This is a genomic window from Pseudomonas sp. LAMO17WK12:I1, from assembly GCF_900177315.1.
Lineage (GTDB): Bacteria > Pseudomonadota > Gammaproteobacteria > Pseudomonadales > Pseudomonadaceae > Aquipseudomonas > Aquipseudomonas marginalis.
In genome coordinates, this window is sequence record NZ_FWZV01000007.1 from 1 (window position 1) to 14,619 (window position 14,619).

At 61.0% G+C, this 14,619-nt stretch carries 14 protein-coding genes; 3 read left to right on the plus strand and 11 right to left on the minus strand.

Annotated elements, in window-relative coordinates; all coding sequences use genetic code 11:
* Window positions 1-203: 203 nt before the first annotated feature.
* The 3 genes from B9N88_RS14400 to B9N88_RS14410 all read right to left on the minus strand — a co-directional run bounded on the left by B9N88_RS14400 (window position 204) and on the right by B9N88_RS14410 (window position 2,750).
* Complete coding sequence (locus B9N88_RS14400; RefSeq protein ID WP_027608429.1) at window positions 204-1,037, minus strand: thymidylate synthase; 834 nt, start codon at window positions 1,035-1,037, stop codon at window positions 204-206.
* Between the two features lie 52 nt (window positions 1,038-1,089).
* On the minus strand, window positions 1,090-1,902 hold the full coding sequence (lgt, locus tag B9N88_RS14405; protein ID WP_027608428.1) for a prolipoprotein diacylglyceryl transferase: 813 nt from the start codon (window positions 1,900-1,902) through the stop codon (window positions 1,090-1,092).
* 65 nt (window positions 1,903-1,967) lie between these two features.
* Window positions 1,968-2,750 (minus strand): sulfite exporter TauE/SafE family protein, encoded by a 783-nt coding sequence (locus tag B9N88_RS14410; RefSeq protein WP_027608427.1) that lies wholly within the window; start codon window positions 2,748-2,750, stop codon window positions 1,968-1,970.
* A gap of 121 nt (window positions 2,751-2,871) precedes the next feature.
* On the opposite strand from B9N88_RS14410, the gene B9N88_RS14415 reads away from it, so the two are divergent.
* The gene (locus B9N88_RS14415; protein ID WP_027608426.1) at window positions 2,872-3,618 is read left to right on the plus strand and encodes an NRDE family protein; all 747 of its coding nucleotides are present in this window, start codon (window positions 2,872-2,874) and stop codon (window positions 3,616-3,618) included.
* Between the two features lie 83 nt (window positions 3,619-3,701).
* Here B9N88_RS14415 and ptsP read toward each other — a convergent pair whose 3' ends face one another.
* Together ptsP and B9N88_RS14425 are read right to left on the minus strand one after the other, a co-directional pair.
* Window positions 3,702-5,981 (minus strand): phosphoenolpyruvate--protein phosphotransferase, encoded by a 2,280-nt coding sequence (gene ptsP / locus B9N88_RS14420; RefSeq protein WP_027608425.1) that lies wholly within the window; start codon window positions 5,979-5,981, stop codon window positions 3,702-3,704.
* Between the two features lie 22 nt (window positions 5,982-6,003).
* Window positions 6,004-6,483, minus strand: a complete 480-nt coding sequence (locus B9N88_RS14425; protein ID WP_003176750.1) for an RNA pyrophosphohydrolase — start codon at window positions 6,481-6,483, stop codon at window positions 6,004-6,006.
* Between the two features lie 143 nt (window positions 6,484-6,626).
* Between B9N88_RS14425 and B9N88_RS14430 the strand changes: the two genes are divergently transcribed.
* Window positions 6,627-7,286 (plus strand): histidinol-phosphatase, encoded by a 660-nt coding sequence (locus tag B9N88_RS14430; protein WP_027608424.1) that lies wholly within the window; start codon window positions 6,627-6,629, stop codon window positions 7,284-7,286.
* Between the two features lie 149 nt (window positions 7,287-7,435).
* Here B9N88_RS14430 and B9N88_RS14435 read toward each other — a convergent pair whose 3' ends face one another.
* Both B9N88_RS14435 and ilvA read right to left on the minus strand, forming a co-directional pair.
* The gene (locus tag B9N88_RS14435; RefSeq protein ID WP_027608423.1) at window positions 7,436-7,849 is read right to left on the minus strand and encodes a DUF2269 family protein; all 414 of its coding nucleotides are present in this window, start codon (window positions 7,847-7,849) and stop codon (window positions 7,436-7,438) included.
* 41 nt (window positions 7,850-7,890) lie between these two features.
* The gene (ilvA, locus tag B9N88_RS14440; RefSeq protein ID WP_027608422.1) at window positions 7,891-9,405 is read right to left on the minus strand and encodes a threonine ammonia-lyase, biosynthetic; all 1,515 of its coding nucleotides are present in this window, start codon (window positions 9,403-9,405) and stop codon (window positions 7,891-7,893) included.
* 136 nt (window positions 9,406-9,541) lie between these two features.
* On the opposite strand from ilvA, the gene rpiA reads away from it, so the two are divergent.
* Complete coding sequence (gene rpiA / locus B9N88_RS14445; protein ID WP_027608421.1) at window positions 9,542-10,213, plus strand: ribose-5-phosphate isomerase RpiA; 672 nt, start codon at window positions 9,542-9,544, stop codon at window positions 10,211-10,213.
* A gap of 18 nt (window positions 10,214-10,231) precedes the next feature.
* Here the strand turns inward: rpiA and B9N88_RS14450 are convergent, their stop codons facing one another.
* From B9N88_RS14450 to B9N88_RS14465, 4 genes are all read right to left on the minus strand, one after another.
* Window positions 10,232-11,146 (minus strand): SdiA-regulated domain-containing protein, encoded by a 915-nt coding sequence (locus B9N88_RS14450; RefSeq protein WP_027608420.1) that lies wholly within the window; start codon window positions 11,144-11,146, stop codon window positions 10,232-10,234.
* Window positions 11,147-11,267: 121 nt separating this feature from the next.
* Window positions 11,268-12,194 carry an SdiA-regulated domain-containing protein gene (locus B9N88_RS14455; protein ID WP_027608419.1) on the minus strand — a complete coding sequence of 309 codons (927 nt, stop codon included), beginning with the start codon at window positions 12,192-12,194 and terminating at the stop codon, window positions 11,268-11,270.
* 169 nt (window positions 12,195-12,363) lie between these two features.
* Window positions 12,364-13,029, minus strand: a complete 666-nt coding sequence (locus B9N88_RS14460) for a fumarylacetoacetate hydrolase family protein (RefSeq protein ID WP_027608418.1) — start codon at window positions 13,027-13,029, stop codon at window positions 12,364-12,366.
* 21 nt (window positions 13,030-13,050) lie between these two features.
* On the minus strand, window positions 13,051-14,445 hold the full coding sequence (locus tag B9N88_RS14465; RefSeq protein WP_027608417.1) for an FAD-binding oxidoreductase: 1,395 nt from the start codon (window positions 14,443-14,445) through the stop codon (window positions 13,051-13,053).
* Window positions 14,446-14,619 lie beyond the last annotated feature (174 nt).

Below are 14,619 nucleotides of genomic sequence, written 5' to 3' on the forward strand. Positions count from 1 at the left end.
CTTTTAGTGAAGTTGCCAGAAAGCCAATCAGCTACCAGCTTGATTCTTTGATTCATGGGGGACTCTTGGTTCCAGGGCATGATCAGTTACCTCCTGATCATGCGTATTAGCCTGTAAACCATGTCCCCGGTTAGAAATGTAAACGATGTCCCCGGTTTGTACCGGGGCAAGCCCCCTCCCACATTTTGACCGAGACAGTCCTTTTAAATGGCGACGTCGGCTTTAATGCTTGGATCGGCCTCGTAGCCTACGATTTCGAAGTCTTCGAATTTATAGTCGTAGATCGATTCGGGCTTACGCTTGATCACCAGTTCCGGCAGCTTCTTCGGCGTGCGCGCCAGCTGGGTGCGAATCTGCTCCATATGGTTGCTGTAGGCGTGGGTGTCGCCGGTGGTGACGATGATCTCGTGGGGGATCAGGTCGCATTGCTGGGCCAGCATATGGGTCAGCAGCGCCAGGGCGGCGGTGTTGTACGGCAGGCCGAGGAATACGTCGGAGCTGCGGATGTACAACTGCATCGACAGATGGCCGTCATGCACGAACGCCTGGTACAGCAGGTGGCACGGTGGCAGGGCTTGCTTGCCGTTGCGCGCGTTTTCCTGGGGGCTTTTGGTTTCGTCCGGCAGGTATTCGACGTTCCAGCCGTGGAACAGGATGCGACGGCTGTTAGGGTTGGTCTTGAGCGTGTGCACCATGTAGTCGATCTGGTTGATCGTGCCGCCATCCTTGGTCGGCCAGGCGGTCCACTGCTCGCCATACACCGGGCCCAGGTCACCGTCTTCGGTGGCCCACTCGTCCCAGATTTTCACACCGTTTTCGTTCAGCCACTTGATGTTGGTGTTGCCGCTCAACATCCAGATCAACTCGTTGGCGATGCTTTTGAAGTGAAGCTTCTTGGTGGTCAGCAGCGGGAAGCCGTCGGCCAAGTTATGCCGATACTGACGGGCGAACACGGCCTTGGTGCCGGTGCCGGTACGGTCGCCTTTGGTCAGGCCATTGGTCACGACGTCGTTCAGTAGTTCGAGATATTGCTTCATGTCATTACCCGTATCGTTGAAGCCGAGACCTCGCGGGCCTCGGCATTCGAATTTAAAGCGCGGTGTGCTTCAGCGGTTGCGGGCGATTGTACGCCCACCACAGCAGGCCCAGGCCGACCAGGATCATCGGAAGGCTGAGCACTTGTCCCATGGTCAGCCAGCCCCATGCCAGGTAACCCAGCTGGGCATCCGGCACGCGCACGAACTCGACGATGAAACGGAAGATCCCGTAGAACAGCGCGAACATGCCGGAAACGGCCATGGTCGGGCGCGGTTTGCGCGAAAAGAGGTACAGGATAAGGAACAGTGCCACGCCTTCCAACGCGAACTGGTACAGCTGCGACGGATGGCGCGGCAGTTGCGCCGGGTCGCTGAACGGCGGGAACACCATGGCCCACGGCACGTCGGTCGGCTTGCCCCACAACTCGGCGTTGATGAAGTTGCCGATGCGCCCGGCGCCCAGGCCGATCGGCACCAGCGGCGCGACGAAGTCCATCAGTTGGAAGAACGACTTGCCGTTGCGCCGGCCAAACCACCAGGCCGCGATCATCACGCCGATAAAGCCACCGTGGAATGCCATGCCGCCTTTCCACACTTCGAAGATCAGCGTCGGGTTGGCGATGTAGGCCGAGAGATCGTAAAACAGCACATACCCCAGGCGCCCGCCGACGATCACCCCCATCGACAACCAGAACACCATGTCGGAGAGCTTCTCCTTGGTCCAGGTCGGGTCGAAACGGTTCAGGCGCCGGGAGGCCAGCAGCCATGCACCGCCGATGCCGATCAGGTACATCAACCCGTACCAGTGGATTTTCAGCGGACCGATGGCCAGGGCCACCGGGTCGATCTGCGGGTAAGGCAGCATTGCGACTCCTCGTTAAATCATTCGTTATGGCGACCGGACCATGCCCGGGCGCGATTAAGCCTGCGTTACAGCAAAAAATTCAAACCGACACAAAACAGCAAGCCGGCGAACAACCGCTTGAGCAAGCGCGGCGACAACCGGTGCGCCAGGCGTGCACCGAAACGGGCAAACACCATGCTGGTCAGGGCAATGCCCAGCAGCGCCGGCAAATACACGAACCCTAGACTATGAGCGGGCAACAGCGGGTCATGCCAGCCCAGAATCATGAAACTTAACGCACTGGCCAGGGCAATCGGCAGGCCACAGGCGGACGAGGTGGCCACCGCCTGTTGCATCGGCACGCTGCGCCAGGTCAAAAACGGCACGGTCAGCGAGCCGCCGCCGATGCCGAAAATCGCCGAAGCCCAGCCGATCATGGTACCGGCCACCGTCAGGCCGAGCTTGCCCGGTACCGTGCGGCTGGCCTTGGGCTTGACCTCCAGGGCCAGTTGCACGGCGATGATCAGGGCGAATACGCCGATGACCTTCTGCAAGTGGGGGCCGGAAATCGCCTCGGCGGTCAGCGCACCAAAGCCGGCGCCGAGCAGGATGCCCACGGTCATCCAGACAAAGATCGGCCAACGCACCGCGCCACGTCGGTGGTGCTCACGCACGGCATTGACCGAGGTAAAGATGATCGTCGCCAGGGAGGTGCCCACGGCCAGGTGGGTCAGCACCTGCGGGTCGAAGCCCTGCAAGGTGAAGCTGAACACCAGCACCGGCACGATGATGATCCCGCCGCCCACGCCAAACAGCCCGGCGAGCACGCCCGCGCACGCGCCCAGCAGCAAATACAGCAGAAATTCCATGGGAGCCCCCAAACCAGGTCCGGCATGTTAACGGATGGAAGGCATGCGACCCAACTGGATACGATGGAACGCCGCTGCCGGTGTGGGTAGAGTGGCAAAAAACACAAACGGGAATCGCCTGATGTGCCTGATTGTTTTTGCCTGGCGGCCGGGCCATGCCCAGCCGCTGATCGTCGCGGCCAACCGTGACGAGTTCTACGCCCGCCCCAGCCTGCCGCTGGCGCAGTGGCCGGATGCGCCCGAGGTCTACGCCGGCCGCGACCAGGAAGCGGGCGGCACCTGGCTGGGCGTGAATGCCGATGGGCGGTTTGCGGCCCTGACCAATATCCGTGATCCCCACCAGCCGCCGGCACGCAAGTCCCGCGGGGAGCTGGTGGCACGGTTTCTCAGTGGTTCGCTGCCGATTGACCAGTATTTGGCCGACGTTAATGGCCGTTCGATTGAATATGCCGGGTTTAACCTGCTGGTGGGGACGCGGGAAGAGTTGTGGCATTACAACGCCAATCACACCGAGCCGACGCAGTTGAAAGCGGGCGTGTATGGGTTATCCAATGCAGGGCTGGATACACCTTGGCCAAAACTGCTTAAGGCCAAAGCCGCGCTGAGTGAGTTGCTGAACGATCCCCGGCCCGAAGCGCTACTGGAGATTCTGAGCGATCCGCAGATTGCACCGTTTGCCGAGCTGCCGGATACCGGCGTGGGGTTGGCGACGGAGAGTTTGCTGTCGAGTGTGTTTATCGCCAGCCCCAGTTATGGGACACGGGCGAGCACGGCGTTGATTGTGAATGCCGATGGCACGCGGCGGATGGTGGAGCGCAGCTTTGGACCGCATGGTGGACGGCTCGGAGAGGTAGAACTCAAGTTCTGACGCTGATGCCGTCTTACCCAGCAGCGCGCCCTACGCAGCCTCGCGCGCTCGACAGCTGCTACGGGCGGGGCTGCGTATCGCCATTAAAGGGTCTTGGCAGACGCCGGGTTGATCATCCGCGTCAGCCCCAGGTTTTTCAGCGCCAATTGCAGCGAGCTGTGGATAACCTGCGGGTTGTCGATGGTCATCAACTCCGCCAGCAGATCCTTGGCCATGCTCAGTTCAACCTGGCGCAGCATCCACTTCACCTTCGGCAGGTTGGTGGCGTTCATCGACAGGCTGTCAAAGCCCATCGCCATCAACAGCACCGCTGCCGCCGGGTCACCGGCCATTTCACCGCAGATGCTCACCGGCTTGCCTTCGGCATGGGCGTCGCGCACCACGTGTTGCAGGGCTTGCAGCACCGCCGGATGCAGGTAGTCGTAAAGATCGGCCACCCGTGGGTTGTTACGGTCCACGGCCAGCAGGTACTGGGTCAGGTCGTTGGAGCCCACGGACAGGAAGTCCACCTGCCGCGCCAGTTCCTTGGCCTGGTACACCGCCGCCGGGATTTCGATCATCACGCCAATCGGCGGCATCGGTACGTCGGCGCCTTCGTCGCGCACTTCGCCCCAGGCACGGTGGATCAGGTGCAAGGCTTCTTCCAGTTCATGGGTGCCGGAGATCATCGGCAGCAGGATGCGCAGGTTGTTCAGGCCTTCGCTGGCCTTGAGCATGGCACGGGTCTGCACCAGGAAGATTTCAGGGTGGTCGAGGGTAACGCGAATACCGCGCCAGCCGAGGAAGGGGTTGTCTTCCTTGATCGGGAAATACGACAGTGACTTGTCGCCGCCAATGTCCAGGCTGCGCATGGTCACCGGCAACGGGTGGAAGGCGGACAGTTGCTCGCGATAAATCGCCAGTTGCTCCTTCTCACTCGGGAACCGCTGGTTGATCATGAACGGCACTTCAGTGCGGTACAGCCCCACCCCTTCGGCACCGCGCTGTTGCGCGCGTGCCACATCGGCCAGCAGGCCGGTGTTGACCAGCAGCGGTACACGGTGACCGTCGAGGGTCACGCACGGCAGTTCGCGCAAGGAATCGAGCCCGAGCGCCAGTTGCTTCTCTTCTTCCACCACCTCGGCGTATTGCTTGCGCAGGACTTCGCTGGGGTTGGTAAACACCTCGCCGCGATGGCCATCGACGATCATGTCGATACCGTCGACCTTGGAGTACGGCAGGTCCACCAGGCCCATCACCGTCGGAATGCCCATGGCCCGGGCCAGGATCGCGACGTGGGAGTTACCCGAACCCAGGACCGAGACCAGGCCCACCAACTTGCCTTCAGGCACTTCGCCGAGCATGGTGGCGGTCAGTTCTTCACTGATCAGGATGGTGTTGTCGGGGTAGACCAGGTTGGTGCTGCGGTCTTCCTGCAGGTAGGCCAGCAGGCGGCGGCCGAGGTCACGCACATCCGAGGCCCGCTCGCGCAGGTAGGCGTCGTCCATCAATTCGAAACGGTTGACGTGATCGGTGACCACCTGGCGCAGCGCGCCCTGGGCCCACTGGCCGGTCTTGATCACGGTCTTGACTTCGTTCCCGAGGGACGCGTCGTCGAGCATCATCTGGTACACATCGAACAACGCGCGCTCTTCGGGGCGCAGCTGGGTGGCCAGCTTGGTCGACAGGTTGCGCATGTCGGCGCGCACGCCTTCCAGGGCCGTCTTGAACAGTTTGATTTCAGCGTCGATGTCGTCGACGTGCTTGTCCGGCACCACATCGAGGTCGGCCGGCGGCAACATGACCACGGCAGTACCGACCGCCGCCCCCGGTGAACCCGGTACACCGACGAACTTGGCTTCCTGGATCCCCTTGCCCTGGCCGCCCAGGCCGCGAATCGAGCCGGTGGCTTCGGCGTGGGCGATAACCCCGGCGAGCTGCGCGCTCATGGTCACGAGGAAGGCTTCTTCGCCCTCGTCGAACTGGCGACGTTCTTTTTGCTGGATGACCAATACGCCGACGACGCGGCGGTGGTGAATGATCGGTGCGCCGAGGAACGAGGCGTAGCGCTCTTCGCCGGTTTCGGCAAAGTAGCGATAACGCGGGTGATCGGCCGCGTTTTCAAGGTTCAGGGGTTCTTCACGCGTCCCCACCAAGCCCACCAGACCTTCATTGGGCGCCATGCTGACCTTGCCGATGGAGCGCTTGTTCAAGCCCTCGGTGGCCATCAGCACAAAACGGTTGGTCTCTGGGTCCAGCAGGTAAACCGAGCAGACCTGGCTGCCCATGGCTTCCTTGACGCGCAACACAATAATCCCCAACGCCGCCTTGAGATCCTTGGCGGAGTTAACTTCCTGGACGATCTTGCGCAGCGTATTGAGCATGGCTCGGGGTCGAACTCCGTCGTCAGTCGCGCGCTAAAAGGCGCGGGGCAAGCTCTTTGAGAGCGCGACGATAAACCTCGCGCTTGAATGTCACCACCTGGCCCAGCGGGTACCAATAACTGACCCAACGCCAGCCATCGAACTCCGGTTTACCGGTCAAATCCATCCGCACCCGCTGCTCGTTGGAGATCAGGCGCAGGAGAAACCATTTCTGCTTCTGGCCGATGCACAGCGGTTGGCTGTGGGTACGCACCAGGCGTTGCGGCAAACGATAGCGCAACCAGCCCCGGGTACAGGCCAAAATCTGCACATCTTCACGCTCAAGGCCGACTTCTTCGTTCAACTCACGGTACAAGGCGTCTTCAGGGGTTTCGTCGGGGTTGATTCCGCCTTGAGGAAACTGCCAGGCATCTTGGTTGATTCGGCGAGCCCATAGCACCTGTCCGGCATCATTCGTAAGAATAATCCCGACATTAGGACGGAAACCATCGGGGTCGATCACGGCAACAACCTCGCAAACGCATGTCGCCGCATTGTTCCACAAAGGTTGTTCCAGCGGCAACGAGGCTTCTTACCTTATGTGCACTCTTGTGAAAAGACCGTATTCTGGACGCCTTTTTACAGACTTTTCAGCGAGTAACTGCAATGCGCCTGGCTTTATTCGACTTGGACAACACCCTTCTCGGCGGTGACAGCGACCACGCCTGGGGCGATTACCTCTGCGAGCGGGGGATTCTCGACGCGGTCGCCTACAAAGCCCGCAACGACGAGTTCTACCAGGACTACCTGGCCGGCAAGCTGGACAACGCCGCCTACCTGAACTTCTGCCTGGAAATCCTCGGCCGCACCGAGATGGCCCAGCTGGACGAATGGCATAACGACTATATGCGCGACTGCATCGAGCCGATCATGCTGCCCCTGGCCGCTGAACTGCTGGCCAAGCACCGCGCCGCTGGCGACAAGCTGGTGATCATCACCGCCACCAACCGTTTCGTCACCGCGCCAATTGCCGCACGCCTGGGCGTCGAGACGCTGATCGCCACCGAGTGCGAGATGGAAAATGGCCGCTACACCGGGCGCAGCACTGATGTGCCGTGCTTTCGTGAAGGCAAGGTGACGCGCTTGAATCGGTGGTTGGAAGAAACCGGGCACAGCCTGGAAGACAGTTACTTCTACAGCGACTCGATGAATGACCTGCCGCTGTTGGAGCAGGTGACGCATCCGGTGGCGGTGGATCCGGATCCGAATCTGCGCGCTGAAGCCGAGAAACGGGGTTGGCCGGTGATTACCCTGCGTAGCGAGTAACCGTGGTGAGCGGGCTTGCCCCGCGCTGGGCTGCGAAGCAGCCCCAAAACCTGCCAACCGGTCTCATCAGGAAAAATGCGGGCCTTTGTCGGGGCTGCTTCGCAGCCCAGCGCGGGGCAAGCCCGCTCACCACAGAAGCCCTCACCGCATTAAACCGGCTTGGCGCCCATGAGCCCAGCAATCGCCACAAACCCCACCAGGCTTACCCCGGCCAGCACCAGGGTGAAATTCAGGCTGCCACCCTCGCCTTTGCGCAGCCGGTTAAGCCGTGCCACCAGCCAGAACCAGGCCAGCGCGGCCACGGTGTAGAGGATGCTGGAACCCAGGATCCAGGCCTGCCCCAGCGGCCAGCCGACCAGGTGCACCAGCCACCAGCCGGTAAACGGCATGCTGACCATGCAAACGCCCATCAGTAACCACACGAACGCCCACGGGCGCTGCACGGTCACGGCCGGGCCGGCGCTGCGCTTGCGCCAGGCCAGCAGCGCCAGGCCGAGGCCGCTGAGCAGCAGCAACACCGTGGCGGCTACGTGGATAACTTTGAGGGTGGTAAGGGTTTCCATCTGTCGTTTTCCTTAAAGGCCGCCCCAATCAGCGTAGTCGCTCAACCGAGAAACAGTTTGTAGGCCGGGTTATCGCTTTCATCCCAATACGGGTAGCCAATGGCTTCCAGGGCCGCCGGGACCAGGTGACGCTCGTTCGCCGGCACTTGCAGGCCGGCGACCACACGGCCGTCAGCGGCACCGTGGTTGCGATAGTGGAACATCGAGATGTTCCAGCGCCCGCCCAATTTATTAAGAAAGTTGAACAAGGCCCCCGGACGCTCCGGGAATTCGAAGCGAAACACCACTTCATCACTGACCTGGGCCGCATGCCCACCCACCATATGGCGGATGTGCAACTTGGCCAGTTCGTTCTCGGTCAGGTCCAGCACCGGGAAACCCTGGCTGGTGAGGCTGGCGATCAGCGCACTGCGCGGGTCGTTTTCCGGGTGGGTCTGCACGCCGACAAAGATGTGCGCTTCGCTGCCGGAGTGGTAGCGGTAGTTGAACTCGGTGATCTGGCGCTTGCCCACCGCCTCGCAGAACGCCTTGAAGCTGCCCGGTTTCTCAGGGATGGTCACGGCAATAATGGCTTCGCGACCTTCACCCAGCTCGGCGCGCTCGGCCACATGGCGCAGGCGGTCGAAGTTGACGTTGGCGCCGGAGTCGATGGCCACCAGGGTCTGGCCGGTGACGCCACGGGTCTCCACGTATTTCTTGATGCCTGCTACGCCGAGCGCGCCGGCCGGCTCGGTGATGGAACGGGTGTCGTCGTAGATGTCCTTGATCGCGGCACAGATTTCATCGGTGCTGACGGTGATCACTTCATCCACATAGTGTTTGCAGATGTCGAAGGTGTGCTGGCCGATCTGCGCCACCGCCACGCCATCGGCAAAAATGCCCACGGTGGGCAGCACCACACGCTCGCCGGCAGCCATGGCAGCTTGCAGGCAGTTGGAGTCGTCCGGCTCGACGCCGATGATCCTGATCTCCGGGCGCAGGTATTTCACGTACGCCGCAATGCCCGCGATCAGCCCGCCGCCGCCCACCGGTACGAAAATCGCGTCCAGGGGCCCCGGGTGCTGGCGCAGGATCTCCATCGCCACGGTGCCCTGCCCGGCAATGGTGTGCGGATCATCGTAGGGGTGAATGTAGACGTAGCCTTTTTCGTCGACCAGCTTCAGCGAGTAGGCCAGGGCTTCCGGGAAGGAATCGCCGTGCAGCACTACTTTGCCGCCACGGGAGCGCACGCCTTCGACCTTGATCTCCGGAGTCGTCTTGGGCATCACGATCGTGGCCTTGACCCCCAGCACCTTGGCCGCCAGGGCCAGGCCCTGGGCATGGTTGCCCGCCGAGGCCGTGACCACGCCGCGCGCGCGCTCTTCAGCCGTCAATTGAGTCAGCTTGTTGTACGCGCCGCGAATCTTGAACGAGAACACCGGCTGCAAGTCTTCACGCTTGAGCCAGACCTTGTTACCCAGCCGCTCGGAGAGCTGGCGGGCGGTCTGCAGCGGGGTTTCTACGGCAACGTCATAGACGCGCGAGGTGAGGATCTTTTTGACGTACTGTTCAAGCATCGGCGGAAATCACTGGGCGGGTTGGGCAGGGCCAAGGAGTCTAACCCAGCGTTTGGCCGGGCGACCACACGAATCCGGAGGTTTTGTTGGGTTATACTCGCGCCCCTCTTTACTCCCCGCCCGTTCCGGAGCCCGCATGACCCAGGATCAACTCAAACAGGCAGTGGCCCAGGCCGCCGTCGATTTAATCCTTCCCAAACTCGACGACAAGAGCATCGTCGGTGTCGGCACCGGCTCCACCGCCAACTGCTTTATCGATGCGCTGGCCCGGCACAAAGGCGCGTTCGACGGCGCCGTTGCCAGTTCCGAAGCCACCGCCGCGCGCCTCAAGGGCCATGGCATTCCGGTGTACGAGCTCAACACCGTGAGCGACCTGGAGTTCTACGTCGACGGCGCCGATGAAAGCGACGAACACCTGAACCTGATCAAGGGCGGCGGTGCAGCCCTGACCCGCGAGAAAATCGTCGCGGCGGTGGCCAAGACCTTTATCTGCATCGCCGACGCCAGCAAGCTGGTACCGGTGCTCGGCGCGTTTCCGCTGCCGGTGGAAGTCATCCCGATGGCCCGCAGCCACGTGGCTCGCGAGCTGGTGAAGCTGGGTGGCGATCCGGTGTACCGCGAAGGCGTGTTGACCGACAACGGCAACATCATCCTCGACGTGTTCAATATGCAGATCACCAACCCGGTGGAGCTTGAGACCCAGATCAACGCCATCGTCGGCGTGGTCACCAACGGCCTGTTCGCGGCGCGTCCGGCGGATGTGCTGCTGCTGGGCACTTCCGAAGGCGTGAAAACCCTTAAAGCCTGATGCAAAACCCAATGTGTCTCAGGGATTGGGTTTCTTGAACACGTAGAACAGGTTCGGCTCACTGACCAGATACAACGTGCCCTCGTCATCCATGGCGATCCCTTCGGCCTGGGGCACCCGTTTTTTCAGGCCATGGCGCCCATTGAGCAGAGACAGGCTGCTCAATGGGCGACCGTCGATATCCAGCTCCAGCACCAGGAACGACTCATCCGACAGCGCCAGCAAATGACCGCTGCGCTCGTCGTATTGCAGGCTCGACAGGTCGCGCACAAACAGCCCGGCATCGCGCTTGGGGTTGTTGATCACGTGCACCGAGTAGGTTTTTTCCGGTTTGAAATGGGGAAAGCCGTGGACCTCGTAGATCAGCATCGGGTCGCGTTCCTTGGCCACGAACAGGCGCTTGCCCACCGAGTCATAGGCCAACCCCTCAAACCCCTTGTTGCCCCCGACATGCAGGCCCAGGGTCATCTGTTCCGCATCGGCGGCGTCGAGGAATTGGGTATCGTCGTCCACATGCACCTTGATCAGCCGCTGCTGGCGCTCGTCGGTGATGACATAGATGTTGTCGCTGATAAATTCCACCGCCTCGGCATCACCAAACCCCACCAACGGGATGCGTCGCAGGATCTTGCCCTCAAGGGACAGCTCGATCAGCTCGGCATTTTTATTGGTGACCGTAAACAGGCTCTTGCGTACCGGGTCGTAGGTGAGGGCCGAGACATCGTCGTCGAGCCCTTCGATAACCTGGGCCTCAAGGGTCACTCGGTAATCCGCCAGGCCGATGGAGCGCTCGTCCGCCGGCTGACGCCAGGCCTGCCAGTTGAACCAGGCGCGCTCGAACAGGCGAAAATGCTGCGCAACCGCCCCGGCGCTGACCAGGGCGATCAACACCAGCATAAAAAGAATGGGTTTGGGGCGGGCAAATCGACGCATCGGGCGGTGCTCAAAGTCAAAAGTGGCGAATGAATATCACGCCTGTCTGAATTTAAACTTAAACGCACCCTGGTGTCTGGCGAATGCCGCTAATAGAGAAATATCCGACGTGATTCGTCTGTTATTTCTGCTTTTCGAAACGATAGAACAGGTTTGGCTCACTGACCATATAGAGCGTGCCGTCCTCATCCATGGTGACCCCCTCCGCACGGGGGATGGTGTTCTTGAGGCCGTTGAAGCCACCGAGCAGGGTCATGAAGCTGACTTGTTCACCCTTCTCGTCCAACTCCAGCAACAAGTGGGAGTCGGCCGATAACACCAGCAGATGGCCGGTGCGCGGGTCGATGGCCAGGGCCGAAAGGTTGCGCATGTCCAGCTCTTTGCTGGCCAGTTTCTGTTTATCGCCGACCAGGGTCTGGCTGCCGTCGCTTTTCCAGGTGAACAACGCCGGCGGCCGCTCTTCACCCAGCACAAATTGCTGATTGCGCTTGTCCCAGGTAAGCCCCTCGAACGCTTTGTTCTGATCCTTGGACGGGCCCAGGTCATAGCTCGGGAAGTCGGCCTTGTTCAATTGCTGGGTGGCAGCGTCGATCTTGACGATGGTCAGGTTGTGCTGGCGTTCGTCGACCACGGCCATCAGGCCATTTTCCATCACGGTCAAGCCTTCCGGGTTGTCCCAGCCATTGAGCGGCATCTTGCGCAATACGTCGCCTTGCAGGCTCAGCTCGACCAGGAACGGGTTTTTACCCATGACGGAAAACAGGGTTTTGGTCTGCGGGTTATAGGAGACGTCCGAGGCTTCGTCTTTCTCCATGCCCGGCAAAACCTTGGCGTCGATGACAACGTGATAGTCAGGCAACCACACACTTTCGCTGCGCTCGGCGGGCGTTTCAAAGCCCTCCAACAGCCACAGCACGCCGCGATCGTCCCAATGCATGGCCCAGGAAATGCCGTACACGATGGCACCCGCCAGAAATAGCCAGGAATACCAGCGCAAGGCAAAGCGAGAGCGCGGCTTGGGTGTGGCGGAAGGCAGGGACACGGCCATGGGGTGCTTTTCCGGAAAGTCAGCGGTAGGTGATAGCACAGGATCAATGGACCCGCGCGCAGGAGGCTGAGGATTATCCGGATGGGGTGTGAAAAAAATGCAAAAGCCGATGCACGAGATGGATTCGGACCCAATGTGGAAGGGGCAAGCCCCCTCCCACATCAGGTGCTTATCGAACGCTGCTTTCGAAGCGGTTTACGCCGGTCAATTCCAACACCAGGTCATCACCCACATTCAACGGGCCCACGCCGGCCGGGGTGCCGGTGAGGATCACGTCGCCGGCCTGCAGCGAGAAGCAGCCGGCCATGTACTGGATCATCGGCACGATCGGGTTGAGCATGCTCGCGCTGTTGCCGTCCTGGCGCACTTCGCCATTGATGGTCAGGCGAATGCCAATATCGGTCACGTCCGCGAAGGTGCTGCCGACCACGAACGGTGCAATCACCGCCGCGCCGTCGAAGGACTTGGCGATTTCCCACGGCAGGCCCTTGGCTTTCAGCTCGGATTGTTTGTCGCGCAGGGTCAGATCCAGGGCCGGGGCGAAGCCGGAGATGGCGTCCAGCACTTCTTCACGGCTGGGCTTGTTCGACAGCGGCTTGCCGATCAGCACCGCGATTTCCGCCTCGTAGTGCACCGAACCGCGCTCGGTCGGAATGCTGAAACCGCCTTCCAGCGGGACGACGCAACTGCCCGGCTTGATGAACAGCAACGGCTCGGTCGGCACCGGGTTATCCAGTTCCTTGGCATGTTCGGCGTAGTTACGCCCAATACACACCACTTTACCGACAGGAAAGTGGATATTGGTGCCGTCGACATACTTGTGCTGGTAGCTCATGAAACGACTCCTTCGGGGCGGTTAAACAGCGAAGATCTTGCCAGGGTTCATGATCCCGTTCGGGTCGAACACTGCCTTCACTGCTTTCATGTATTCGATCTCAACCGGCGAGCGGCTGTAGGTCAGGTAATCACGCTTGGTCATGCCCACGCCGTGTTCGGCGGAAATCGAACCGTTGTACTTCTGAACGGTTTCGAACACCCACTTGTTCACGGTGGCGCACTTGGCGAAGAACTCATCCTTGCTCAGGTTTTCCGGCTTGAGGATGTTCAGGTGCAGGTTGCCGTCGCCGATATGGCCGAACCAGACGATTTCGAAGTCCGGGTAGTGTTCGCCGACGATCGCATCAATTTCCTTCAAGAACCCTGGTACTTTGGAGACGGTGACCGAAATATCGTTCTTGTAAGGCGTCCAGTGGGAAATGGTCTCGGAGATGTACTCGCGCAGTTTCCACAGGTTGTGCAACTGGGTTTCGCTCTGGCTCATCACGCCGTCCAGCACCCAGCCCTGCTCGACGCAGTGCTCGAAGGTTTCCAGGGCGTGGTTGGCGACTTCTTCGGTGGTGGCTTCGAATTCCAGCAGCGCGTAGAACGGGCACTCGGTCTCGAACGGCGCCGGCACATCGCCACGGCCGAGGACTTTGGCCAAGGCCTTGTCGGAGAAGAATTCGAAGGCGGTCAGGTCCAGCTTGCCCTGGAAGGCGTGCAGCACCGGCATGATCGAGTCGAAATCGGTGGTGCCGAGCACCATCGCGGTGAGGTTTTTCGGCGCACGGTCCAGGCGCATGGTGGCTTCGACCACAAAGCCCAGGGTGCCTTCGGCGCCGATAAACAGTTGGCGCATGTCATAGCCAGTGGCGTTCTTGATCAGGTCGCGGTTCAGCTCCAGCACATCGCCCTTGCCGGTGACGACTTTCATGCCGGCCACCCAGTTGCGAGTCATACCGTAGCGAATGACCTTGATCCCGCCGGCATTGGTGCCGATATTGCCGCCAATCTGGCTGGAACCGGACGACGCGAAGTCCACCGGGTAGTACAGGCCATTTTCTTCGGCGACGTTCTGCAATTGCTTGGTGACCACGCCCGACTGGCACACGGCGGTGCGGTCGGTGAGGTTCACGTCGAGGATCTGGTTCATATAGTCGAACGAGACGACCACTTCGCCATTGGCCGCCACGGCAGCAGCCGACAGGCCGGTACGACCACCGGATGGCACCAGCGCCACCTTGTGCGCATTGGCCCAACGGACAATGGCCTGCACCTGCTCGGTGGTCTTGGGGAACACGATGGCGGTCGGCGCGGGCGCGAAGTGCTTGGTCCAATCCTTGCCGTAAGCCTCCAGGGAGTCGGCGTCGGTCAGCACTTTGCCGGGCTCAACCAGGGTCTTTAGCTCATCAATCAGGGCAGGATGGGTCATCGACAGAACTCTCGAACAATTCATGGTCATCCTGAGAACGCTTCACGTCGCAGGAATAGGTGTTTAGCGGGGCGCGTATGCTAGCATACCGCCCCCGCAGGACAGAGCCCAAGGGCGTTTCTGCGGTGACGGCTTTCCTGCCGTCCGGGTCAGCTTAAGCGATCCGATTCCCTG